23 protein-coding genes and 1 pseudogene are annotated in these 24,175 nt (G+C 62.4%); 21 read left to right on the forward strand and 3 right to left on the reverse strand.

Going from position 1 to position 24,175, the window contains the following annotated elements:
* The first annotated feature begins 32 nt into the window (after window positions 1-32).
* Both AC5ZG1_RS06275 and AC5ZG1_RS06280 read left to right on the forward strand, forming a co-directional pair.
* Window positions 33-395 carry a hypothetical protein gene (locus tag AC5ZG1_RS06275; protein WP_496132285.1) on the forward strand — a complete coding sequence of 121 codons (363 nt, stop codon included), beginning with the start codon at window positions 33-35 and terminating at the stop codon, window positions 393-395.
* 53 nt (window positions 396-448) lie between these two features.
* A complete protein-coding gene (locus AC5ZG1_RS06280) occupies window positions 449-655 on the forward strand; it encodes a hypothetical protein (protein WP_496132332.1) in 207 nt (68 codons plus the stop codon).
* Between the two features lie 80 nt (window positions 656-735).
* On the opposite strand, the pseudogene AC5ZG1_RS06285 reads toward AC5ZG1_RS06280, so the two are convergent.
* Window positions 736-1,208, reverse strand: a pseudogene (locus AC5ZG1_RS06285) (transposase); the annotation flags it as partial.
* Window positions 1,209-1,451: 243 nt separating this feature from the next.
* Here AC5ZG1_RS06285 and AC5ZG1_RS06290 point away from each other — a divergent pair.
* The 11 genes from AC5ZG1_RS06290 to AC5ZG1_RS06340 all read left to right on the forward strand — a co-directional run bounded on the left by AC5ZG1_RS06290 (window position 1,452) and on the right by AC5ZG1_RS06340 (window position 16,023).
* Window positions 1,452-1,892, forward strand: coding sequence for a hypothetical protein (locus AC5ZG1_RS06290; RefSeq protein ID WP_456642128.1), 441 nt, complete (start codon window positions 1,452-1,454; stop codon window positions 1,890-1,892).
* A 177-nt stretch (window positions 1,893-2,069) separates the two neighbouring features.
* Entirely contained in the window at window positions 2,070-3,320 is a 1,251-nt protein-coding gene (locus tag AC5ZG1_RS06295; protein WP_496132286.1) for an NHLP bacteriocin system secretion protein, read from the forward strand.
* Complete coding sequence (locus AC5ZG1_RS06300) at window positions 3,317-5,497, forward strand: NHLP family bacteriocin export ABC transporter peptidase/permease/ATPase subunit (protein WP_456642126.1); 2,181 nt, start codon at window positions 3,317-3,319, stop codon at window positions 5,495-5,497. The genes AC5ZG1_RS06295 and AC5ZG1_RS06300 overlap by 4 nt, the downstream gene beginning before the upstream one ends.
* Window positions 5,487-8,354, forward strand: a complete 2,868-nt coding sequence (locus AC5ZG1_RS06305) for an NHLP bacteriocin export ABC transporter permease/ATPase subunit (protein ID WP_496132287.1) — start codon at window positions 5,487-5,489, stop codon at window positions 8,352-8,354. Before AC5ZG1_RS06300 ends, AC5ZG1_RS06305 begins: the two co-directional genes overlap by 11 nt.
* A 960-nt stretch (window positions 8,355-9,314) precedes the next feature.
* Window positions 9,315-10,628, forward strand: coding sequence for an LLM class flavin-dependent oxidoreductase (locus AC5ZG1_RS06310; RefSeq protein WP_496132288.1), 1,314 nt, complete (start codon window positions 9,315-9,317; stop codon window positions 10,626-10,628).
* 151 nt (window positions 10,629-10,779) lie between these two features.
* Entirely contained in the window at window positions 10,780-11,646 is an 867-nt protein-coding gene (locus AC5ZG1_RS06315; protein ID WP_496132289.1) for an ABC transporter ATP-binding protein, read from the forward strand.
* Window positions 11,643-12,431 carry an ABC transporter ATP-binding protein gene (locus AC5ZG1_RS06320; RefSeq protein ID WP_456642122.1) on the forward strand — a complete coding sequence of 263 codons (789 nt, stop codon included), beginning with the start codon at window positions 11,643-11,645 and terminating at the stop codon, window positions 12,429-12,431. Before AC5ZG1_RS06315 ends, AC5ZG1_RS06320 begins: the two co-directional genes overlap by 4 nt.
* Window positions 12,412-13,272 carry a branched-chain amino acid ABC transporter permease gene (locus tag AC5ZG1_RS06325; protein ID WP_456642121.1) on the forward strand — a complete coding sequence of 287 codons (861 nt, stop codon included), beginning with the start codon at window positions 12,412-12,414 and terminating at the stop codon, window positions 13,270-13,272. Before AC5ZG1_RS06320 ends, AC5ZG1_RS06325 begins: the two co-directional genes overlap by 20 nt.
* A complete protein-coding gene (locus AC5ZG1_RS06330) occupies window positions 13,269-14,189 on the forward strand; it encodes a branched-chain amino acid ABC transporter permease (protein WP_496132290.1) in 921 nt (306 codons plus the stop codon). Before AC5ZG1_RS06325 ends, AC5ZG1_RS06330 begins: the two co-directional genes overlap by 4 nt.
* A 14-nt stretch (window positions 14,190-14,203) precedes the next feature.
* On the forward strand, window positions 14,204-14,755 hold the full coding sequence (locus AC5ZG1_RS06335; protein ID WP_496132291.1) for a carboxymuconolactone decarboxylase family protein: 552 nt from the start codon (window positions 14,204-14,206) through the stop codon (window positions 14,753-14,755).
* 32 nt (window positions 14,756-14,787) lie between these two features.
* On the forward strand, window positions 14,788-16,023 hold the full coding sequence (locus AC5ZG1_RS06340) for an ABC transporter substrate-binding protein (protein ID WP_496132292.1): 1,236 nt from the start codon (window positions 14,788-14,790) through the stop codon (window positions 16,021-16,023).
* A gap of 346 nt (window positions 16,024-16,369) precedes the next feature.
* On the opposite strand, the gene AC5ZG1_RS06345 is transcribed toward AC5ZG1_RS06340, so the two are convergent.
* Window positions 16,370-16,654 (reverse strand): SDR family oxidoreductase, encoded by a 285-nt coding sequence (locus AC5ZG1_RS06345; protein ID WP_496132293.1) that lies wholly within the window; start codon window positions 16,652-16,654, stop codon window positions 16,370-16,372.
* Between the two features lie 53 nt (window positions 16,655-16,707).
* On the opposite strand from AC5ZG1_RS06345, the gene AC5ZG1_RS06350 reads away from it, so the two are divergent.
* The 6 genes from AC5ZG1_RS06350 (at window position 16,708) to AC5ZG1_RS06375 (ending at window position 21,566) form a co-directional block, all read left to right on the forward strand.
* Window positions 16,708-17,016 (forward strand): putative sulfate exporter family transporter, encoded by a 309-nt coding sequence (locus AC5ZG1_RS06350; protein WP_496132294.1) that lies wholly within the window; start codon window positions 16,708-16,710, stop codon window positions 17,014-17,016.
* Window positions 17,013-17,510: a YeiH family protein gene (locus AC5ZG1_RS06355; protein ID WP_496132295.1), complete on the forward strand. Its 498-nt coding sequence runs from the start codon at window positions 17,013-17,015 to the stop codon at window positions 17,508-17,510. Before AC5ZG1_RS06350 ends, AC5ZG1_RS06355 begins: the two co-directional genes overlap by 4 nt.
* A 21-nt stretch (window positions 17,511-17,531) precedes the next feature.
* The gene (locus AC5ZG1_RS06360) at window positions 17,532-17,684 is read left to right on the forward strand and encodes a hypothetical protein (RefSeq protein WP_496132296.1); all 153 of its coding nucleotides are present in this window, start codon (window positions 17,532-17,534) and stop codon (window positions 17,682-17,684) included.
* 264 nt (window positions 17,685-17,948) lie between these two features.
* Window positions 17,949-19,292 (forward strand): phenylacetate--CoA ligase family protein, encoded by a 1,344-nt coding sequence (locus tag AC5ZG1_RS06365; protein WP_496132297.1) that lies wholly within the window; start codon window positions 17,949-17,951, stop codon window positions 19,290-19,292.
* 328 nt (window positions 19,293-19,620) lie between these two features.
* A complete protein-coding gene (locus AC5ZG1_RS06370; RefSeq protein WP_496132298.1) occupies window positions 19,621-21,249 on the forward strand; it encodes an FAD-dependent oxidoreductase in 1,629 nt (542 codons plus the stop codon).
* Window positions 21,246-21,566, forward strand: a complete 321-nt coding sequence (locus tag AC5ZG1_RS06375; RefSeq protein WP_496132299.1) for a 4Fe-4S binding protein — start codon at window positions 21,246-21,248, stop codon at window positions 21,564-21,566. Before AC5ZG1_RS06370 ends, AC5ZG1_RS06375 begins: the two co-directional genes overlap by 4 nt.
* Window positions 21,567-21,726: 160 nt before the next feature.
* On the opposite strand, the gene AC5ZG1_RS06380 is transcribed toward AC5ZG1_RS06375, so the two are convergent.
* The gene (locus AC5ZG1_RS06380) at window positions 21,727-22,584 is read right to left on the reverse strand and encodes a LysR family transcriptional regulator (protein ID WP_496132300.1); all 858 of its coding nucleotides are present in this window, start codon (window positions 22,582-22,584) and stop codon (window positions 21,727-21,729) included.
* 139 nt (window positions 22,585-22,723) lie between these two features.
* On the opposite strand from AC5ZG1_RS06380, the gene AC5ZG1_RS06385 reads away from it, so the two are divergent.
* Both AC5ZG1_RS06385 and AC5ZG1_RS06390 read left to right on the forward strand, forming a co-directional pair.
* Window positions 22,724-23,278, forward strand: coding sequence for a DUF4865 family protein (locus AC5ZG1_RS06385; RefSeq protein WP_496132301.1), 555 nt, complete (start codon window positions 22,724-22,726; stop codon window positions 23,276-23,278).
* The gene (locus AC5ZG1_RS06390; protein WP_496132302.1) at window positions 23,275-24,096 is read left to right on the forward strand and encodes an acetoacetate decarboxylase family protein; all 822 of its coding nucleotides are present in this window, start codon (window positions 23,275-23,277) and stop codon (window positions 24,094-24,096) included. The genes AC5ZG1_RS06385 and AC5ZG1_RS06390 overlap by 4 nt, the downstream gene beginning before the upstream one ends.
* Window positions 24,097-24,175 lie beyond the last annotated feature (79 nt).

The following is a 24,175-nucleotide window of genomic DNA, read 5'->3' on the forward strand; positions in this document are numbered from 1 at the left end:
CGCACCATCTCCGAATCTCGTGGAGCCAATGAATGATGATCACCGACCGGCGGCGAGTGTCATTTTTTCAACGGCCTGCTAAGTGTCTCTTAAGAGAAGCGGGTTTAGCTGCAACTCAGCCAGCCTGCGAGATAGGACTATCGACCATGACCAGAGATAGCGATAATTCGGTTGCTTTGACCGATGATGAACTGGACAACGTTGCGGGCGCCGGCGTAGCAAGCACGTTGGCCAAGAGCACTGCCTATAAGATCGGTGGAATCTTCGCGATGATCAGTGGAATCGTCGTGAAAGGCGTTGGGATGGCCGTTAGAAGCGAGAGTCTTACTCAAGATGGTCGCGAATTGATGGCCGAATCATCGCGAATGATGTCGGTGACGGACAAAAACGCGTAACTGAGGTCACCTCGGCTGGCGAAGCGGCTATCGCGTCTGGGAGGCGGGAAAAAATGAATAACGGAAAAGATGAATTTGGCAAAAATTGTAAAGAGATGAAACTTTCTGATGAAGTATTAGAAAATGTCAATGGAGCAGAGAGATTAAATCTATCAATTCTCCACCCAATTGATAGTTGGGGCAAAGTGTTCGGAAAATTATTCGAGCCGTATGCGAAAACATTGGATACGCTCGCGGAAAAATCAAAGAGGAATAAGTAGTACTCTGTGAAGAACGCGGGCGCGCGCTGATTTAAGCGATCTTTTGAGCCGGGACAGTTTCGGCGAGGGATCGGATGTTGGCGCCGGGCGCGTTTGAACTGGCGGGCGTGGGTATAGCGGCCGACCATGATGGTGGCGCGCTTCGGCAGGCGCAAGTAACTCTGGCGCAGCGGCGCGCGGTTGCGCTTAGCGAGTTCGACGAGCTTGGTGATGGCCGATGCATCAGCCGCGCATCGGCCGGATGCGCAACGGCCTTGGGCTGCACTGTGGTATCGACCACCACCCATTCCAGGTCCTTGGGACCGATCGCCAGTTTTGTGCGCCACCAACAGACTTTCCTGGATCGGCGCTACGAGTTGCTCCTCGCCGAGCCGCTGGCGCCAGCATCGATGATCGATCGAACGGCAGCCGGTGGCAAAAGCTCAACTCACCGCAGAAGTATTGGTAATAGGGGGGCCTCGATCCCGCGGGCGCACAGCACCTCATCCGAGAGATTGTGCATGTGCTTCAGAATGAACAGGCCGGCGACAAGCCGCGTCGGCAGGCCGGGCTGCCTTTACAGCAACACGCTGGTTTTTGATGTATTCGCCTTATGTGAACGGCGCCGCTATTTCCGCCCCTCCCGAGGGAGGCCACCCAAAACGACAACGCCCGCGGGCCTTTCGGTTGGGGGCCACGCGGGAAAGGTCAGCGACAGTTCACGCTTATTTAGGGCCTGCAATTCTACCTTCTGTCTATACCCGCGGCGCTTATCGGGGCTCATGCGTGCAGAGCGATACATGACAAGGAGGCTTCTTTGACCGATCACAGTTGCGGCTTCTCGGACGCAGCACGATTCAAAGCGTTCCGGGAAATGGCTCTCGCCGTCCAGAACGATCCGGACGATTCCGCCCGGTTCAATGCCAAGGTCGCCACGCCGCGAGAGCTGGTCGCCTATTCAGCTTCTCGGGGCGTGACGATCAGCGAAGCCGAGGCTCAGAACGTATTCGAGGCGGCACAGCGGCTCGTCGCGGCTCAGTCCGATGCCTCCCGCGGCGAGACGAAGCTCGACGACGCCATGCTGAACGAGGTTAACGGAGGGGTGAACTGGGCGGCAGTCGGCGGAACCATCACCAAAATTGCCAGTGTTGTCGCCGGAGGCTGGTTCGAGCGACTGATCCAAGCCGCGAGGCCGCCGGAGAAAGCTGTTCCGACGGACTTAGTGGCGGGGCCTAGCAGTTCATCCACGACAAGATAACCAGCTGTGGAGGGCCGTGTCCAGTTCAGCCAGAGCGGGCACGGTTCTCAAGCGCGATCTCTTTAGTGGACGCCGCTGCGACGAACCAAGGCATGCGTCAGCAGAGCGTAGGGGCGGCCGGAACTCGGTGTCGTGGCGTTCCGAGATGATTTGTTTTCAAGCCTTAGAGCTTTTCCCATGACGACCACTCTCTTTCGCAAGGAAGCGCTCGACGGGCTGGTGGGGCCGGAGCAGCTCGATGAGATGGTGCGCGTCACCTCACCGCTCGGCTGGGTGGCACTGAGTACGGCACTCGTCATCGTCGGCGGCTGCTTGGGCTGGTCGATCTTCGGCAGCTATCGCACGACAGTTAGCGGCCAGGGCTTGCTCGTGCCGGCTGGAGGGGCCTTCGTCAGCGTTTACGCGCCCAAGGCAGGCTGGCTCGACAGTTACCGCCAACGCGGCGACACCGTAAAGAAGGGCGAGTTGCTCGCCCGGCTCAGTGCACCTGAGGACGCCGCCCGCATCGCCGACGTGGATGACCGCGTCAATCAACTCACGACACAGCGCGCGGCGCTCGCCGCTCTGCTTAACGACCACATCGAGAAAGAGACAGTCGCCGCCCGGCGCAAACGGGATGCCCTGCAGGAGACGATTGATCTCGGCGAGGCGCGAGTACGCGAACTCAACGGATTGCTGGAGCAACGTGAATTCCTGCAGTCCAAAGGACTGACACCATCCGAGAGAGTGATCGAAGCCCGCGAGCGACTCTTCGCTGCCCGCGAATCGATTTCGCGGGCTCGCACTGAATTGCTCTCTCTTGACGCCTCACTGCTGTCTCTGCGTCGCCAGTCCGACCAGGAACTTGCCGCCATGGACCGACAGCTCCGCGACGCGGAAGGGCAACGTGCTCAGACGCGCCTAAGCGAGAATCTGGCGACCACCATCGTGGCGCGGGCCGACGGCATCATCACGACCAACGAAGCCGGCGACCATGCTCTGGTCAGCGCGGGCCAGAAACTGATGGTGATCGAACAGGGCGGCCCGCGGCTTGATGCGCTGCTCTATGTGCCGGCCGATAGCGGCAAGGAAGTCAAGCTGGGCATGGAGGTGCGCCTGTCGCCCTCGGTTGCCAAGAAAGAGGAGTATGGGACGCTGGTCGGCACTGTCGTGCAGGTCGACGAGAGCCCGGAAAACGAGGCGGCGCTGGCCCAACGCCTCGGCAATCCCGACCTCGCCCGTCTCTTCACCAAAGCCGGACCTCCGCTCCAGCTCGTCGTACGGATCAACCCCGGTGCTCATGGACCCGATAGTTATGCCTGGACCTCAAAGCGCGGCGAGCAGATAGCGCTCACCTCGACGACCCTCCTGGAAGGGCAGGTCACGGTGAAGTCTGGCAATCCGATCGAATTGTTCATCCCTGCACTACGGCGGTTCGTCGGCCTATGAGCAGGAATTTCCTGACGCGCTTTCCGCGCACCTCCCGCAGGCCGGTTCCGACCGTTCTGCAGATGGAGGCCGTCGAGTGCGGCGCTGCCTGCCTCGCGATGGTGCTCGCATATCACGGGAAGTGGGTGCCGCTCGAGGAGCTGCGCGTCGCCTGTGGCGTCTCGCGCGACGGCAGCAAGGCGAAGAATGTGGTGCGCGCCGCGCGCCGCTACGGTCTGGAGGCCGAGGGCTGGCGCACCGAGCCGGCCAACCTTGCCGGCAAGCCGCTGCCCGCAATCCTGTTCTGGGAATTCAATCATTTCGTCGTGCTGGAAGGGATCGGCCGCAAGGTCGTCTACCTCAACGACCCGGCGACCGGCCCGCGCACGGTCACCCATGAAGAGTTCAATCGCGCCTTCACCGGCGTGATGCTGCAGATGACGCCGGGTGCCGATTTCCAGCCGTCCGGCGCGCGGCCGAATGTCTGGCAGGCGGTGCGCGATCAGCTCGCCCCCTCGCGTGGCGCGGTCGCCTTCCTGGTGCTGGCCGGCGCAGCCGCGCTGATGCCCGGCGTGTTCGTGCCGGCCGCGACCAAGATCTTCGTCGACGACATACTGGTTCGTCACCTCACCGATTGGATCCGCCCCCTCCTGTTCGGCCTCGCTTGCGCGGCGCTCTTGGGGGGCCTGTTAAGTTGGCTACAGGGATACTTCCTGGCGCGCCTGCAATGGAAGCTCGGGGTTTCGCTGGGTCTGCGTCTGACTTGGCACCTGATGCGGCTGTCGCCGAGCTTCTTCGCCCAGCGCTACGCAGGCGACGTCGCGAGCAGGCTCGCGACGACGGAGCGGGCCTGCGACCTCATCGGCAGCCAGGTTTCGGCGCTGCTGGTGACTGGGCTCGCTGCCCTGTTCTATGGTGCCCTGATGGCGGTCTACGATCCGGTACTGGCCGGGATCGGACTGGCGCTCGCGCTCGTCAATGTCGTCTTCACGCGGCTGATCGCGCGGCGGCAGGAGAACGCCGCACGCACCGTGATGCGTGAGCAGGCCGTGCTCGGCAGCCTCTCGATCAGCGGCGTGCAGTCGATCGAGACGCTCAAGGCGACAGCATCCGAGGACGACTTCCTGAACCGCTGGGCCAACGCTCAGGCCCGGACCATGAATGCGGTCCATCGCGCACAAGTGCCGCTGCAACTGCTGGGACTGATCCCGCGTGCGCTCGGCGCACTCACCATGGCGGCGATCCTCGGCGTCGGTGGTCTGCGCGCCGTGGACGGGCTGATCACCGTCGGCACCCTCGCCGCGTTCCAGACGGTGCTGTCGAGCTTCCTCTCTCAGGTGAACGGCCTCGTCGGCGTTGCTTCCGGAATGCGCGAGCTGCGCGTCGCCATGGAGCGCGTCGATGACGTGCTGCGCTACCCGCTCGAGCGTTCCGATGCGGCTGAGGTGACGCTGGTGGACGACAACGCGTCGCTCCGCCTGTCCGGCGCAATCGAGATCCGTGATCTGGCCTACGGCTACAATCCGCTCGAACCGCCTCTGGTCGAGAGCTTTTCCCTCGCGGTCGCCCCGGGCGCGCGCATCGCCCTGGTCGGTGCCTCCGGTAGCGGCAAATCCACCATCGCGCGATTGCTGGTCGGCCTCGCCGATCCCTGGTCGGGCGGCATCGCCTTCGATGGGCGGGAATCCGGCCAGGTCCCACGGAGCGTGCGCACCGCTTCGATTGCTTATGTCGACCAGAACGTGGTCCTGATGGAGGGCAGCGTGCGCGAAAACCTGACCCTGTGGCAGCCGCAGGTGAGTGAGCGCAGCATGGTCGAGGCCGCCCGCGATGCCGAACTGCACGAGACCATTGCCGCGCGCCCCGGCGGCTACGAGGCCGAGGTCAGCGAGGGCGGCAGCAACTGGTCGGGCGGCCAGGCCCAACGGCTAGAGATCGCACGCGCGCTCGCGCTGGAGCCAAGCATCCTCGTGCTCGACGAAGCAACCTCTGCGCTCGACGCGCTGACCGAAGCCGCCATCCTCGACAATCTGCGTCGCCGCGGCTGCACCATCATCCTCGTCACCCACCGCCTCAGCGCGATCCGCGACTGCGACGAGATCCTGGTGCTCGACCGCGGCCGGATCGTTGAGCGCGGATCCCACGAAGCTCTTTACGGGCAGGCCGGCATCTACACGGAGCTGCTCCGTGCTGCATGAGCCTCCCCGCCGGATCGCCGTCTCGGACGCGGCGCCGATCGATCGCAGCGGAGCCGTGATCATCGAGACATGCGGCCTCCGAGTTGAGGCCGGAACGGCTGATCTCTACCTCGACTGGCCTGGCCGGGCGGGACGCCGGCGGCGCCTCGTTACACTTGGGCGCGGCGAGATCGCCTTGCCGATCACGGTGCCATCAGGCGCCGCCGAGATGCGGCTCATCGCCTTCCCGGCGCCGGCCGCCCACCTGTCGACCTTCGCAATCGACGCCTTCCTCGCGAGCCTCGATGACGGCGAAGCCAGCGCCGGCGGGGCTGCCGAGGCCTGGATCGAGCGGACGATCCGCACCGTTGGCGCGCCTCTCTCGGGCTCGCCTGCGGTTCTCGACCAGGGAGACACCTGGCTCGAACCTGGCCATGTCGTCAGGCCGGCGCAGGGACTGCTCTGGGTTACGATCGCCGAGGGCACGATCCTGACCGACCTCCGCGGGGCCGGGCCGGACGGCCCTGGCACTCCGCCGATCCCGGTCAGCGCGGCCAGCGGTGGCATCGCCACCGATCAAGGCGCCACGATCGACTGCCGGACCAGCGCCGCACTCGCCGCCGAGAGAAGCCTTGCGCGTGCGATCCTCGGCCACCAGGAGCGCTTCGCTCGCGCTTTGGCGGCGGCAGACGCGGACCGGAAATCGGAAGAAGCGGCGCTGATCATCGGCAAGGCCACCCGCGACCGCACTGTGGTGGCTGCGGTCATCGAGCCGCTTGTGACCCGGTCCATCGTCGGGGCGCCGCGCAACAACTCGCTCGCCGCGGCCTTCCGCGCTGTCGCTGAGGCGGCTGCCATCACCTTGCCCTCGACTCCGCCACCGGAAGCTGCGGAGATCAACACTCCGCCGAGCGGGCGCCAACTGGCGGCGCTCGCGGCCTGGGCGGGGATACGTCTGCGACGAATCCGGCTCAAGCCGGGCTGGTGGCGCCAGGGCGGCCACCCGGTGCTCGGCTTTCGCCGCGAGGACGGCGCACCCGTTGCGCTGATCGCCGGCACGGGCTGGCGCGGCGGCTACCACATCTGGGAGGACGGCCGACGCCGGCGCGTCGGTGCGCAGCCCGCAGCTGACCTCGCCGAATACGGCTATGTCCTGCAGCGCCGCCTGCCGGACGCGCCGATCAACGGCCGCGGCCTGCTAAGCTTTGCGTTTCCCCTTGCCCGGCCGATGCTCGCCGCCGTGCTCATGCTTGGACTCGCGGGCTGCCTGCTCGGCCTGGTGACGCCGGTGGCAACCGAGATCTTGCTCGAAAACGTGATCCCCGCGGCGTCGCGCTCCGAACTTCTCCAACTCGCGATCGGCATCGCGGCACTCGGCCTCGGTGGCGTCGTGTTCGAGCTCGTGCGCAGCTTCCTGCTGCTGCGGCTCGCGACACTCTTGAACACCGATCTCGAAGGCGCGGTGTGGGACCGCCTCCTGCGCCTCCCTGCCGGCTTCTTCCGCAACTACGCCTCGGGCGATCTCGCCCTGCGCGCCGCCGCGATCAACCAGATGCGCGACGCGGTCAGCGGAACGGTGATCGGCTCGCTGCTGTCGTCGGTTTTCTCGGTCTCCAGTCTCGCGTTGATCCTGTATTACAATTGGCGCCTGGCTCTGATTGCGATCGCCCTCGTCATCGTCCAGCTCGGCGTCATGATCGCGATCAACCTGCGGGCGCTGACCCTGAAGCGGCAGGCCCTCGATACGGAGGGACGGCTCCAGGCCCTGGCGCTGCAGCTGATCCAGGGCATCAACAAGTTGAAGGTCGCCGGCGCGGAGGCACGCGGCTTTGCCCGTTGGGCGCCGATCTTCATCAAGCGGCGCGAATTTGAATTCCGCCAGAGCAGCCTGTCGGCCGGCTTCTCCGCCTTCGGGACTGCGTTCGGCACCGCCGCCGTCGCGCTGCTGATCGGCATCGTCGGCCTCGGCGGCATCGAAATCGGGATTGGCCGGTTCGTTGCGTTCAACGCCGCCTACGGGCAATTCATGTCCGCCACCCTGGCGCTTGCAGGCGCCCTGCCTGCCCTGCTCTCGCTGCGCCTGCTCTACGGACGCGCCGCACCGCTGCTCGCCGCCACGCCTGAGAATCTCGGCTCCCGCGGCGCGACGCATGACCTGCGCGGCGGCATCGAAGTCAGCAATGTGGTCTTCCGCTATCGGGCGGACGGCCCCGCCGTCCTCGGCGGCGTCTCGATCTCGGCGCGTCCGGGCGAGTTCATAGGCATCGTCGGCGCTTCGGGTTCGGGCAAATCGACCTTGATGCGGGTCCTGCTCGGCTTCGAGACACCGGAGCGCGGATCGGTGTTCTTCGACGACCAGGAGCTGGCAAATCTCGACCTGCATGCCGTGCGCCGGCAGATGGGCGTGGTGCTGCAATCGAGCCGCACGACGAGCGGCAGCCTGTTGGACAACATCCTCAATGGCGCCGTCCTGACCGAGGCGGATGCCTGGGAGGCGGCACGTCTGGCCGGCCTGGACGACGACATCCGGGCGATGCCGATGCGCATGCACACCTTCGTTGGCGAGGACGCGTTGCTGCTGTCAGGCGGGCAGCGGCAGCGGCTGCTGATCGCGCGCGCGGTGGTGCGCCGCCCGCGAATCCTGTTGTTCGACGAAGCGACGAGCGCGCTCGACAACCGTACGCAGCAGATCGTCTCCGAGGGATTGAAGCGACTCGACGCCACGCGCATCGTCGTCGCGCATCGCCTCTCGACCGTGCAGAACGCCGACCGGATCTATGTGCTCGAGGCCGGCAAGGTCGTCGAGGAAGGCAGCTATCAGGAACTCCTCGATCGAGGCGGCCTATTCGCCGAGCTGGCGTTCCGTCAGACCGCGTGACCCGAAAATCGCATGACCAAGTTAAAATCTTCATCGCAAGCGATCTGCAAGACGGAAGACATTAAGCTGAACGACGCCGATCTTCCAAGCTGAAATGGGGCATGGCTCATATCGAACGGATGCGAGAGCTATGCCGCGAAGAAGCAAGGGGGCAAGACTTCAGCTCAAGGCCACCGCTGAAGCAAGAGCGGAAAGATCACTCACCAAGCAACCTGGATCATCAGAGACAACGGCCGGGATGTCGGCACAGGCTGCCTTGCAGATGAGATTGCGGCCGCGGAGGAAAAACTGAGGGATTACATAACCTCCAAGCACACCCCGGAGCGACGAATCCGCCACATCGACGATCGCAATCGCGGACGTCCTTTCGATTTACTTGGATGCGCAGCTTGACAAGCTTCGGGGCCGTTTCACGTGGAGACCGAGAGCGAAGATACCATCTCCGACATTCGCAAATTCAAGAAGCGGATACGAGGTCCGAGTTTTCGTCCTGCGGTTGAGCTCCAGTCCTCGAAGCCAAGTTCTACGTTCCTACCGTGGGGGCGGGAATGTTGAACGTGTGCCGGTGCGAGGTATCCCTGAAGCCGTCCGCAAGGGGTGGGCAACGCAGCCGCCGAAAACATCGCTTCACTCAAGAAGTCCGAGATGGCGAAAGCGGCGGAGAAACCGTTGCAAGGGAAGGGCTGGTTGTCGCCCGTCCTTCGCATGCCGCAGACCGCGCCGAGGCCATAGCCGCCGAGTAAAATGGCCGGGCCGCGCTCCAACCGGCGACCTCGGTCTCTTTGAGCATGAGAGCTCATGGCATGTTGATCTGCTAAGCTTAGTAAAGGCGCTCGAATTATCCCTGAAAATAGGAGATGTTTAGAATGAACTTCCTTTTTGCGGGCGGGAAGCGCCTCCTATCGCCAGGGGCAGATGGATTTGTTAGCTGTGGCGCTTCCCTTAGGTGGAAGTGAATTAGTGTCTTCCCGTCATATGAGTCTCGCCGGCTTTCTCATCGCCGGGCCCGTCGCGCACAGCCATGCGCTCTGGCGCAATCCCGCACACGCCGTTCCGTTTCTCTCCCTCGACTACTACACGGAGGTGGCGCGAACCCTGGAGCGCGGTAAGTTCGACTTGATCTTCTTCGCCGATCGCCTCGCGATTGCGGACCGCTTCGGCGGCGACAAGGAGATCGGTATCCGGTATGGCGATCAGGATTCGACGCGGATGGATCCTGTGCCCATCCTTGGCGCGCTGGCGGCGACAACCCGTCATATCGGCCTCGGTGCGACCCGCTCCACTACCTACGACCAACCCTATCATCTCGCACGTGAGTTCAGCACGCTTGATCACCTTTCAAATGGTCGCGTGGCCTGGAACGTCGTGACTTCGATGAACGACGGCGAGGCGCTCAATTTCGGTTTGGAAAGCCACCTCAGCCACGATCAGCGTTATGACCGGGCCGACGAATTCATGGAGCTGATCTCGAAACTCTGGGACAGCTGGGACGAAGGCGCCTTGCAGCTGGACCAGGCAAAAGGCCTCTACGCCGATCCGGCCAAGGTGCATTACGTGAACCATGTCGGCACCTACTTCAAATCGCGGGGGCCGCTCAATATCCCGCGCGGACCGCAGGGGCGGCCCGTCATCATCCAGGCGGGCGCATCCGACCGGGGGCGTGCCTTCGCGGTCAAATGGGCCGAGGTCATCTTCAACATTGCGCCGACGCGTGAGCACATGAGACGATCGACGCAGGCGATCCACGAGGAAGCGGCCCGGTCGGGCCGTGTCGAGGGCGGTTGCAAGTCGCTCATTGCCATTATGCCCTTCGTCGGCCGCAGCCGCGAAGAGGCCTTCGAAAAGCGGGATCAAGCTAATGCCCTTGTAAATCCGCTGGTCGGACTTTCGACGTTATCGGCCCATGCGAACATCGATCTGAAAGAACTTGACCTCGACGCGCCCGTCGAACAGTTGCACAGCACCGGCACCCAGAGCCTGATCGCCATGGCGTCCCGGATCGCGAAGGACAATGCGCTCAGCCTGCGCGAAATTGGCCGGAAATACGGGCAAAGCGTCCTCGTGCCGCAGATTTGCGGAACGCCGCGGCAAGTTGCCGATGAGCTTGCGGACATCTTCACCTCCGGCGATGCGGACGGTTTTGTGATCTCACCAGCCTTCCTGCCCGACTCCTTTGCTGCCTTTGTGGATGGCGTGGTCCCGGAACTGCAGCGTCTCGGCGTGTTCCGGCGGGATTATGCCGCCGCAACGCTTCGCGGCCATCTGCAGACTTAAGCGGCGAAGTCGTCGAGATGGCGTGAAACAAGCCCATCCCGCTCGGCAGCAATCGCGACAGGATTGACCTGCGGTGAGCAGGATAGGGAGGACAATCTTTTTATTTTTGCGGTCATGCGCTACGCGCTCCAAAGCCTCCTAATCTTCCGGCATGAGTGCTTCGGTCGAGACTTCGTCCGGTCGGTTTGCGTTTCGGACGATTCCTGAACCGGCCCCCACACCTTTCCGCGCATCCTCCGACGGCGTGGAGGGGGCGCATCCGCTGCTCGTGATCCGTGGCTTGACCAAATCCTATGGCGGGCTCGATGCCGTCGCGGGCGTCGATATGGATTTGCCGCATGGCCGTATTACCGGCCTGATCGGTCCCAACGGCGCGGGAAAGACGACGCTTCTCAACGTGATTTCGGGAGTCGAGCGCGCGACCAGCGGAGGCGTATGGTTGAATGGAGAGGCGGTTGCTACGCTTCCCCAGCATCGGCTTGCATCCCGTGGGCTTGTGCGGACGTTTCAGATTTCCCGGGAGCTTGGGCAACTGAGCGTGCTTGAGAATCTGCTGCTTGCCCGTCCCGATCAGACGGGCGAGACCCTTACGGGTATTTTTACGCGAGCTCGCCGGGTTCGCCGTGAGGAGGAAGCGGCCATCGAGGCGGCGCGTGGGGCGCTCCTGAAAGTGAATCTCTGGCGCCTCGCTGACGAGCCTGCATCGGCACTTTCCGGAGGCCAGAAAAAGCTCCTCGAGATTAGTCGCGCCTTGATGCTTTCGCCGCGGCTCGTGCTACTTGATGAGCCCGCCGCCGGCGTCGCACCCTCCATGGAAGCGATCCTGATCGACACCATTCGCGGCCTCGCGGACGAAGGCGTGGACTTCCTAATTATTGAGCACGATCTCGATGTGGTCGCGGCCCTTTGCCGCCATGTCTATGTCATGGCTGCAGGGAAAATCCTGACGCAGGGCTCATTCGCCGAGGTATCTAGCGATAGCCGCGTCGTCGAGGCCTATCTCGGGGTAAAGGCATGACCAGCGTATCGGGATCTTTGCGCTTGGAGTCTGTTTCCGCGGGCTACGGCGCAACCGACATCGTCCGCACGGTAAGCTTGCAGGCAAAGCCGGGGCGCATCACCACCATCGCCGGACCGAACGGTGCGGGCAAGTCGACCCTCATGAAAACGATGGCAGGGTTGCTGCGGCCGCGCCAGGGGACAATTCGTATAGGAACGCGCGACATTACAGCATTGTCGCCGCCCGCGCGCGCCGCAGCCGGGCTTGGTTATGTTCCACAGGAGCGGAATGTCTTCAAGAACCTTACCGTTGAGGAAAACCTCAGTATCGGTTTCGAGTTCATTCACCGGAAAGCCGCGCGCGGCGCGTTTGCTGCAGCTCGGCAGCGTGTGCTCGACCTCTTTCCGGACCTGGTCCCGCGCACCAAAGCGCAGGCCGGCACGCTCAGTGGCGGGCAGCGGCAGATGCTGGCGATGGGGTGCGCGCTGATTGCCGGACCCTCGACCCTGCTGCTGGATGAGCCCTCCGCCGGTCTCTCGCCGCGCTATGTCACCACGATGCTCGACGCTGTCGCCGCGGTGAACCGCACCGGCGTCACGGTGATCATGATCGAACAGAACCTGATTGAGGCGATGCGTATTTCGCATGACGCCTTGCTGCTGGCGGGTGGTGAAATCAAGGGCACGTGGTCCGCCGCGGCCTTCCTGTCGGATCCAAAGGTGAAATCACTGTTCCTCGGAGGAACAAAGGCAGGAGGCGAGCTCCTTCAGCAGGGTACCAGCGATGATGCAAGCGCTGCTTAACGGTCTGATCTCGGGTTTGCTGATTGCGCTTCCCGCGATCGCGCTCTCACTCACCTATGGCATTCTCAATTTTGCGAATTTTTCCATCGGCGCGATGATCACGATGGGCGCTTACCTCGCTTATGCCGTAAACGCCTCGCTCGGCGCGCCTATCCTGCTGGCTGCGCCGATTGCGGCGGCAGCCCTGGCCCTCATCGCGGTTGGTATCGACCGAGGAATCTACCGTCACATCCGGCATGCTGATCACATCACGCTCTTGGTCGCCTCGATGGGCGTTGCCTTCGTGCTCGAGAACATTATTCGATTTGCTTTCGGCGCCGATGTACGCACTCTCGATGTGCCTGTGGCCCGGCCACTCTTGTGGAACGGGTTACGGCTTAATCATGAGCAACTCGTGATCCTGATCGTGACGCTCACGTCAATGGCCCTGGTTGCTGTGCTCCTGAGACGCACCCGCCTCGGACGTGCCATGCGCGCGATCGCGGACGATCCGGACTTGGCGGAAGTTCGCGGCGTCGAGCGAGGACGCACGGTCGATTGGACCTGGGCTATCTCCGGGGGTTTGACCGCCTTTGCGGGCATGCTGATCGCCCTCGATGGCATTGTCGATCCGCTCATCGGAACAAATTACCTCGTTTCCGTATTCGCGGCGGCCGTGGTCGGCGGGATCGGTAATCCGTTTGGGGCAGTCGTCGGTGCCCTTATCATCGGCGTTGTCGAGGAGACCTCCGCTCTTGCGGTCTCCACGACCTACCGGCAGGGGATCAGCTTCGTCGTTCTTGCACTTGTCTTGCTGCTTCGTCCGCAGGGACTGTTCGGCGTTGCGAGGATTCGGCGATGATCGGATACCTTGTCGCAATCCTCACCTTCGTGTCCTTGGCCGTGCTGCTTGGCTTCGCGCTGAATATTCAGTGGGGGCAGGCAGGCATGATCAATTTCGGATTGGCGGGCTTTTATGGGGTAGGCGCCTACACGGCGGCCATACTCTCGAAACAAGGGGTCGATGGAGTAACAGCTACGGCGGCGGCTATTGCCGCGACAGCGGCCATTTCGGCCCTGGTGTCGCTCGCCACGATCAAGCTGCGCGAAGACTATCTCGCGATTACGACACTTGCTTTCTCGGAGTCGGTGCGGTTGGTGTTGAACAACGAGACATGGCTGACAGGGGGCGCCAATGGCATCCGCGACATCCCAAGGCCGTTCGTCGAACTGGTCGGCGGCGAGCGTTACGAAACCTTCTTCCTCGTGGTATGTCTCGCACTCATCGCCCTTGTCTACCTTTTGCTCGATCGCATCATTCGCTCACCCTTTGGGCGCGCCCTCCGCGCCGTGCGCGAAGACGATGTCGTGGCCGCCACATTGGGTAAGGACGTTTTATCGTTGCGCGTGAAGGCTTTCGCGATCGGCGGCGCAGTTATCGGCCTCGCGGGCGCCTTGCATGCGTTTTATTTCACCTACATCGATCCCGGCGAGTTCGCGGGATTTGTCACGGTCTACGCCTTCATGAGTGTCATTGTCGGTGGCAAAGGCTCCAACCGCGGTCTTCTGCTCGGGGCCTGCACCGTGATGGTGCTGCTCGAAGGAACGCGGTTTCTCAAGGACTTCGTGCCGTATTTCTCTGCACAGCAAGCGGCCTCGCTCCGGCTGGTCCTGATCGGGGCTGGGCTCATCGTCATGCTGATGTTCAGGCCAAATGGCCTGTCATCGGAATATCGCTTGTCTTCCCGCAAGCCCTCCAATCCAAACGTCACGCACTGATAGGAGACGCCATCATGTCGCGCATTTCGATAAAGACCAAAGAGGATATTCCCGCCAGCCTCCAGCCGCTTTGGGACAAGATGACCGGCTACGGTGCGTTTGAGAACCAGGCCGGGGTCATGGCGCACCGGCCGCCGATTTTTCAGCATATCTGGTCCATGCTGGTCGACTTGTCTGAGGAGGCCGTGCTGCCGAAACGGTATCTTGAATTGGCGCTCGTGACGGTCTCTCTCCTTAATCGCTGCACATACTGCGTATCCCACCATGCACCCAAACTTGCTATTCAGGGCGTATCGGAAGAGGGGGCAGAGCGGCTGCTCGACTATCATAACCACGCTGAACTTGATGATTTGGACAAGCTGGTGGTGGAATACGCCATCGCCGTCACCAATAACTGGAACAAGACTCGTGACGAGATCTTCGTCCGGCTGCGCCAACATTTCAGCGAAGCCCAGATCGTCGAGCTGACATGGCGCACGGCGCTCTGCGGCGCCTTCAACCGCTTCAACGACATCTTGCAATTTGACATCGAGGACGGCGTCGTCGTGCGCGAGGCGGCCGAGTAGCGACTTTTCAGTTTATAAAAGAGGAAAATGACATGCATCACCTGATTTCGCGCCGGGCGCTGATGGGCGGTATTGCGCTGGCCCCGTTTATATCGTCGCTTGCACGCGCCCAATCCGGCGAGACAATCCGGATCGGCGTTCTGGCACCGCTGACAGGTGGCGGAGGGCCTTACGGCGCCGATATCGTCAAGGCCTCCAAGCTTGCCGCGGATGAAATCAACAACGCGGGCGGTGTTCTCGGCGGACGCAAGATCGAGTTGTTCATCGAAGATGATGAAACCAGTGCGACCGCGGCGGTAAAAGCGGCGCGTAAGCTTTTGGATATCGACAAGGTCGTTGCCGTTACGGCCGTGTGGGGATCGGCGCCCATTTTGGCAGTCCGGCCGTTGACGCTCGAGAAAAACGTGGTCCTCACCGTACTGGGTTCAGCCGACGAAGTGACGGAGGGCGATACGAAGGGGCTGGTCTGGCGCTTCCAGGCCCGAGCTTCCAGCTGGGGAGCACCGGCCGCACGTGCGATCCTGAATGGAGGTTATAAGAAGATCGGCTTGCTTCACCTGCAAAATCCGTTCGTCGCCACGATGATCCCGTCCTTCCTGAAGACGATCCAGGATGGCGGCGGCGCCGTGATATCGAATGTGGAATTCAAGCCCGACCAGCCCTCCTATCGGGCCGAAATTGAAAAGGTGTTTGCCGCGAACCCGGATGCGGTGTTTGTCCCGGGTTACGTCAATCAGTTTACGTCGATCGCGAAGGAGATCTACCGAGGCGGTTACAAGGGCAAGGTCTTTTCGCTCACCATTGCAGCCGCAGCTGGCGTCGACGGCAGCAGCGCTTTCGTCAAGAACGTCGGCAAGGAAGTTGCGGAAGGCATCGAGCATGTGCAGCCGATCAGCCCACTCGATAGGCCCGAATACAAGGCCTTTGTAAAGGCATTGGGTGCACCCGATGGCACTGTATTTCCGTTCGCCGCGCTTCAGTACGATGCCATCAATGTTCTCGCGGTCGCCATAGAGAAGGCGAAATCCGCCAATCCTGTTGAGTTCGCCAAGCAGATCATCCCGGTTACGAACGGGCCTGGCACCAAGGTGGCGACGGGTGCCGAAGCTCTGGCGCTCATCCGAAGAAACGAGTCCATCGATTTCACTGGTGCCGGCCAGGACCTCAAGTTCGACGAACGCGGCGAGTTACTGGGCAGGCCGTTCCTTCACCAAGCCATCCGCGACGGCAAGGATGTCATTGTCGGCACGGTGGGAGGCGGAGCCTAGGGCGGCCCGGCGACCATGGTCTCGGCACGGCATCGAAACTCTGATGCCGAGCCCTGGGATTGTTGTTCGAGTTCATCGCTTGGTCGAAGGACAGCAGATCCCAGACTTGCGATGCAAGGTGCGCATCGCTTCTCAAGCGAATCGAGCCTCTAACGGAGAAGGATTGTTGCCAGCCGTCGCTTGAACAGATGATCGCCGATCAGGCGAGGTCCGCCGATCTTGCCGGGATGGACATGACGCCCGGATTGACCCTGATGTCAAAGACAACCTGCTGGCGAGGTGCGAACCATGAATCGGCCAACCGATGTGAATCCACAAAATGCGCGCTTCGCCATTTAAGACAGCCCTATCCGCCGGCTGTCTTCCCACCGTCAATCGGAATAACGGTGCCGGTGATGTAGCTGGAAGCGCCGGACGAAAGTAGCAGTGCCAGTCCTTTTATTTCGTGCGGCTCTCCGAGACGCCCAACAGGCACCGTCGCGGCTTCCTCGGCTTCGCTGCTCTTGTTGAAGAAACGACCATTTTTGATATTTATCTTGAATGGGCCAGGTGCCAAGCCGTTGACCTGGATTCCAAATGGCGCGACCGTGGCGGTGACCGGCGGCTGGCCGGCTAAACCTTGCGTCGTCAATTCTGATCCGCGGCGCGGCCGCGATCGTCGAGGCCTATCTGATCTATTGGGCGGTGGTCTATTTTGTCGCTCGGAAATGGTTCGGCTTCCGCCGCGAGTGGTCGGTGCCGCTCGCCTCCGGCATCTCGATCTGTGGCGTCGCCGCTGCGATCGCAACCGGCGGCGCGATCCGGGCGCGGCCGGCGGTGCCGGTCCTGGTGTCGTCGCTGGTCGTGGTGTTCGCGGTGGTCGAGGTCTTGATCCTGCCGTTCCTGGCGCAGACCTTCCTGTGGCAGGAGCCGCTGGTCGCAGGAGCCTGGATAGGCCTTGCGGTCAAGACTGACGGCGCGGCGGTGGCGGTGGTGGCATCACGGACGCATTGATCACGGCGAGGGCTGCCGCCGAGGGCATCAAGTATCAGCCTGGTTGGATCCTGGCGACGACGGCGACCGTTAAGGTCTTCATCGACATCTTCATCGGCGTCTGGGCCTTCATCCTCGGCTACATCTGGACGAACTATATCGACAAGGGGGCCGATAAGGCCAAACCGGGCGAGATCTGGCAGCGCTTCGCGAAATTCATCCTCGGCTTCGTCGTGGTGTTCGCGATCTCGCTCTATCTCGCGCTCGGCACGACACCCGAGATCGCGAAGGCGTTGCCGAACGCGGCCGGCGAAGCGAACGTGTCCCGGGTTATCTTCTTCATCCTGACGTTCTTCTCGATCGGCGTGCTGTCGGATTTCCGAAAGCTCTGGCAGCAGGGCTTTGGCAAGCTGGCCGCCGTCTATTTCGTGAGTCTGTTCGGCTTCGTGATCTGGGTTGGCCTGCTGATTTCGTGGCTTTTCTTCAGCGGCGTTAAGCCGCCGCTCGCAAGCTGAAAGCCGTGAAAGGAGAGAGACGTGTCACAGACAGAATTCGAGCGTGAATCGAACAAAGCCGGCGAACCGCTGCTCCCCGTCGAGAAGCAACTGATCGGGTGGAGCCTCGGCGTCGGTGTGGTCGCGCTGGTGATCCTGGTGCTCATCAACCACTTCGTGCCGATCGCGGTCTAAGCTCATAGACCTTCAGGACAGCCGCAATCCCTCACTGCCACGGCAGATGATGCCGAGTGTACTGTTAGCCCGTTCGCTCCGAGGCGTTTGGCAGATCTCGAGGGGGCATCTGACGGGAACTCAGCGCATCAAGGCGTCCACCGTTTCAATGATCCGCCGAGCTATTATCGAGTTCACTGGCCGTCATTGAGAGCGTAAAATGCTCCCGAGCCCGCAGAGCGGACTGAAGGTGCCGCTGCGTGCCACCAGACACACGAGATCATGATGACCGACTTCGCAAGCGCGGACGACCGAGTGTATTGGGACCCCAAGCTCGAGACCCAAAGCCGGGCAGCGTGGGACGAACTCAAGCTGTCGCTGCTGCAAGACCATCTCGCGCATGCCTACGCTGGCTCGCCGGCCTACCGTGCCGCATTCGACGCGGCGAAGGTCGGTCCCGACCAACTCCGCAGCCTCGATGATATCAGGCGCTTTCCATTCATCGACAAGCGTGTGCTGCGCGACCGACAGCTTGCCGTGCCCCCTTTCGGCGATCTCGTCGCAGTGCCCGAGCGCGATATCGTCTATATCTCCGCCTCGTCCGGTTCGACGGGCGTGCCGACGGCATCGCCGTTCACCGCGCAAGATTTCGACGAGTGGATCGACTATGAAGCGCGGCAGTTCTGGTCATCTGGCATGCGTCCAACCGACCGCTACGTTCATTCGCTCAACTTCTCGCTATTCATCGGTGGGCCCTGCGTGCTTGGCGCCCAGAAACTTGGCGCGCTCACGATCCATGCTGGCACGATCCCCTCCGAGCGCCTGCTGCAGATTCTGAAGCAGTTCCAGGCCACCGTGATCTGGACTACGCCGTCCTATGCTTGGTATCTCGGGGAAACCGCCGTAAAGGAAGGCTACGACCTGCGCAAGGATCTGGCCGTCAGGCGCATCTTCGTCGCCGGTGAACCGGGCGGATCGATCCCGGAGACGCGAGATCGCATCGAGCGATTGTGGGGGGCGTCAGTCTACGACTATTACGGACTCTCCGACATCTTCGGATCGTGCGCCGGTATGTGCGAGCACAAAAACGGTCTGCATTGGGCGGAGGATCACATCCTTGTCGAAGTGCTAGATCCCAAGAGTGACGAGCCGGTGAAGCCTGGTGATCGCGGCGAAATGGTGCTCACCACGCTGAAGAAGCGGGCACGACCGATGGTGCGCTTTCGCACCGGCGACATCGTCAGCTTCAATCCGGACCCGTGCGCCTGCGGACGCACGGCAATCCGCCTCAACGGAGTGCACGGCCGCCTTGACGACATGCTGATCATCAAGGGCGTCAACCTGTTTCCGAGCGACGTTGAGGCCGTGGCGCGTCAAGACCATGAACTCACGGGGGAATACCGTCTCATCGTCGAGCGCGTCGATCATCTCGATCGACTCACGGTCGAGATCGAGTGTCGTCACGGCTACAACGGCCATGTCGAGGAGCTGTCCGATCAGTTCGCGCGTAAGTTTCGCGCAGTGACCGGCGTTTCCGCCATTGTCAGGGTGCTGCCGCCGGACTCGCTACCGCGCGCCACCCACAAGGCCAAGCGGGTGGAAGATCGCCGCTCCGGTGTCTGGACGTGAGCGACGATGTGGGGCGTCCGGGCCGCGAGCGACGTTCGTCGTGGCGGGACTTATTCAGGCCACGCCACCGACGAAGGTGTCGCCTGGAGGTGTCGCAGCCCGCGATCGCCGAATCGTCGATCGCTGCTCAACTCCAGGGAAGCAGAGGATTCTTGGGCTCGGCAGTGCGTGCGTGAGCCCGCACAAATTTTCTCTCGCCAGCGGCCACTGGGAAAGCTTTACCCAAGTCTTCGTCAATATCTGAAATTGCCAGCAGCGTTCGATCGCGTAACCTTCCTGTCCGCATGCTGCGCGCCGCCGCGGGCAATTGCGTACGGAGAAATGATCCATGACCTATCGACACTATCGCACCGAACGCGCGTCAACGCCGGTCGGATCGGTTGAGTTCGACGCGGATGTCCTGGTGATCGGCGGCGGACCGGCAGGGACTTGGGCGGCAGTCAGCGCGGCCGAGTGCGGGGCGCGCGTCGTGCTCGCCGACAAGGGATTCTGTGGCACCTCGGGTGCGACGGCGGCAGCCGGCACCGGCGTTTGGTACATCGATCCGGATCCTGCGCTGCGCGAAGCCGCGATGGCTGGTCGCGAGAAGATGGGCGGTTATCTGCAGGACCGGCGCTGGATGACGCGAGTGCTCGATTGCACCTATGAGCAGAGCAACCGGTTGGCCGATTGGGGCTATCCTTACCCGGTCGATGACAACGGCAGGCCGCAGCGCAATTCCCTGCAGGGTCCCGAATATATGCGGCTGATGCGCAAGCGCACCAAACAGGCTCGCGTCACTATTCTCGACCATTGCCCAGCGCTTGAACTGCTCGTGGACGATGATGGTGCGGTCGCGGGTGCGAGCGGACTTCGCCGCCAGAAGGGCGACCGCTGGACCGTACGTGCCAAAGCGGTAGTGATCGCTACCGGCGGCTGCGCGTTCCTCAGTAAGACACTTGGCTCCAACGTGCTGACCGGGGACGGCTATCTGATGGCTGCGGAAGCGGGCGCCGATCTAACCAGCATGGAGTTCTCCAATCCATACGCGATATCACCCGCCTTTGGCTCGGTGACCAAGACGCTGTTCTATGGCTGGGCGACGTTTACATATGAGGATGGCGGCGTAGTCCCTGGTGCAGCCTCGAAGGGCGGGCGCTCGGCCATCGCTCGCGCGTTGTTGCAGGGGCCAGTCTACGCCCGGCTCGACAAGGCAGACGAGACTGTGAGGCGGGACATGCGGGCCTCGCAGCCGAACTTCTTCCTGCCGTTCGACCGCACCGGAATCGATCCCTTCACCGATCGGTTTCCCGTCACCTTGCGACTCGAGGGCACGGTGCGCGGCACCGGCGGGCTTCGGATCGTCGACGACACCTGCGCCACAAGCGTGCCGGGGCTCTACGCCGCAGGTGATGCAGCAACCCGCGAATTGATCTGCGGTGGATTTACCGGCGGCGGAAGCCACAATGCCGCCTGGGCAATATCCTCAGGCACGTTCGCCGGGCAGGGCGCCGCCGACTATGCGCGACAAGTGGGGGTTGCCACCAGGCGCACTGTCTCTTCGGCCGGGACTGTTGCGCTACGCCCGCGCTCCGAACGGGCGTATAAGCCGGCAGCGCTCGCAAAGTCGGTTCAGGACGAAGTCTTTCCCTATGAGCTGAATTACTTCCGCGAGGCGGGGCGTTTGACTGCGTCGCTGGAGCGCCTCGATGCGCTTTGGGTCGAAGCGTCGCAGGCGGACGCGGCGGCCGAAGATGACCTGCTTCGGGCGCGCGAAGGCGCGGCCATGCTGGCGACGGCACGCTGGATGTATCGATCCGGGTTGGCACGACAGGAAAGCCGTGGCATGCACCGGCGGGACGATTTTCCGGATCAGGACGATCGTCAACGCCAATACATCACGGCCGGTGGGCTCGACGAGATTTGGACCTCGGTGCGCGCACATGCTGACACGGCCTATGCGGAGGCTGCGGAATGATCGAGGTTATCGACGCCGAGCGCTGCACGGCCTGCGATATTTGCGTCAATGTGTGCCCGACCAACGTCTTCGACAAGACCGACGGGATTCCGGTGATCGCCCGCCAGGGCGATTGCCAGACCTGCTTCCTCTGCGAGCTCTATTGTCCCGAGGATGCGCTGTTCGTCTCGCCCTTTGCGGACGTGCCGCAGCAGGTCGATCTCGCCCTTCTGAAACAGAATGCGACGCTTGGCAGCTACCGAAGGGCGGTCGGCTGGACTGATGAGACGAGGGATCAGCGCGGCATTGATCGCAGCTATCTGCTGTTTGGCCACTGAAACGATGCGGCGTCGACCGCCCGAAGTGGCGACAAGCCCTGGATCAAGCAGCCTGGCGACCCCTATCACTCTGCCCCAGTGAAGGCGTCTTTCGAGAAACGATTCAAAGGCATCTATATCGGCTGTTGGTAAGAGCCAGCGCGCATCGTGGTCGAGATGGCTACGGCCTAACCGCCGTGGCCCGGATTGCAGCCGTAAGGGTTTTCAGCGCGTTTCTTGTCTCATGGTCTCTGCGGCTCGCATGGAGCACCACGTCGCGAGATGGCAATGGCGGGAGGCCGAGCTGTGCTCCGATGTCGATGGTTCCGGTCGGCGCAACCCTGCGGCCGAGCGCCGCGACCGCAAGACCGGCCGCGACGGCCGCGCCGATGGTCGCGACCCCGCCGCCGACGAATATCTCGTTCCAAGCGATGCCTGCCTTGTTGAGCGCGTCCACCGCCATGCAGCGCACGCTGCAAGGGTCGGCCTGGGCAGCAAGACGGAGCGGTTCGCCGCGATGATGCTCGAAATCGGTCGAGGCCATCCAGCCGAAGCTCTCTTCGAGGATGACCTCGCCGCCGCGACGTCGGCTGGCGTGACGCAAGACCACGGCCGCATCGATGTCGCCGCGATCAAACTGGTCGAGAACATCGGCCGAGCTCGAGACGCGGATCTCGAGCACAAGTCGCGGTTCGGCGTTGCGCATCCGCCGCAACAGGAGCGGCAGTTCCGCGCCGACGATGTGATGACTGATGCCGACCACGAGCCGACGCGGCTCGATGCCGAAGCAGCCGATCGCACCATGATGCGCATCGATCAGCACCCGCGCGGCTTGCAGGAACGCGCTTCCATCCGCCGAAAGCCGAACCAGGCGCGGCGTACGCTCGAGGAGCCTGCGTCCGAGCACATCCTCCAGCCGTTTGATCTTCAGGCTTACAGCAGACTGGGTGCTATCCATCGCTTCTGCCGCGCGGGTAAAGCTTTTCAGATCAGCAGTGAGGACGAACGCCTGCACAGCTTCTATGTCTAGCGTCTTCATGAACTATCATTCGATTTCATAATCATTGAAACATTATTTCATGACGTTTTCCAATGATCAACAATTGGCTAAGCTGCATTGTGTTCGGATCCACGCGATGGGAAATGCACCGATGATCACTGCCTATTGTTCTCACCGATTGCCGGCCGACTACGACGTCGCGCTCATCCGCGATCGCGCGAGGCAGCGCGGTCCTCTGTGGGACGCCGTGCCCGAGCTTTGCTTCAAGGCGTTCCTGCTGCGCGAGAGTGGGCATTTCGGTGCCGCGGCCAGCAGCTATTCGTCGCTTTATCTCTGGCGACAGGACGAAGCCTTCCGCGATTTCCTGGTGAGCGGCCGCTACAAAATCGTTACGGACAGCTTCGGGCGCGCAGAGATCGAGCCCGGTTTTGCTCTTGACGCTCGCCGAGGCAACGGACGGTTTGCGCGTTTCGCCTACAGGGAGGAGCGCAGCATTGCGATCGACGCCGATCTCACAGCGGCCTTCGCCGCCGAGATCGAGCACAATCGCGCGACTGCCGAACAGCCCGGTTCGGTCGCTGCCGTCGTCAGCGTCGATGCGCAGAACTGGACCGTCACGCGGATCTTGCTATCAGAAAATGAGCTGGACAGAGAGAGCGCCGGTGCCGCTTACCAGATCCTGCATCTGGCCCGACCCTTGCTCGATACCCTGCCGCGGGCGGGCGATCGATGAGCTATCGCTTTGAAGCCGGGCGCATCTATCGAATGCCGTCTCATTTCGGGCCGGCGCCCGGACCACGGCAATTGCCGTTTGACGTGGCCGCTGATCCCAAGCGCAGCCCACGTCGTCTTTCGGTTGCGGCGAGTTTTTTGATCGATGGCGCGCGGCTCGAACGACACCTGCCGGAGGGCTTCTCGCTCTGGGGGCGAGTCTGTCGTCACTGTCGAATTCCACTACATGACGGAAATCGATTGGCTGGCCGGACGCGGCTACACCATGATTCAGGTCGGTTGGCCGGTGCATTTCACGGGTATCAGGGACGAAGCCGTAGGCCGGTTCCTCGCCGTCGTCTGGGAAAACCATCCGACCCCATCATCACCGGGCGAGACGAGGTCGGTCATCCGAAGCTCTATGCCGAGATCGCCGAGCCGCGGCGTTGGGATGGCGTGCAGCTTTGTGCGGCCGGCTGGATGGGCTTTCGCTTCCTGGATCTTGCGGCCTCGGACCTGCACGATGCGCCCTATGGCAGAGCGAAAGATCCTTCCGACGGGACGCTGATGCTCAAATACATGCCACGAACTGGCGCTTGGGGTGAAGGGGAGCTGCGGCAGGTGACGCTTACGCCGGCTGCCGACCCTGACCGAACGGTCGAACGGCACCTGAGCGGCGAGGGCGCGGTTCGTTTTCACCGTGCGGCTTGGTCGGACCTTCCAACCGTGTACCATGTTGTGAATGCACTCGCGGAGCTACCCGTCGTCGAACCGCGCGGCGGCTCCGTGCTGCATTCACGGGGGCGGCAAAACTATCGCGATCAGCGAATTTTGGAATGAGTCCGCGCGCCGCCAGCGCCTCGTGCTATTCGCTCGACGTCCTCACCACGAATGCGAACGACCGTTTTGGCTGGTCAGT

This window comes from Bradyrhizobium sp. Leo78 (assembly GCF_059512425.1).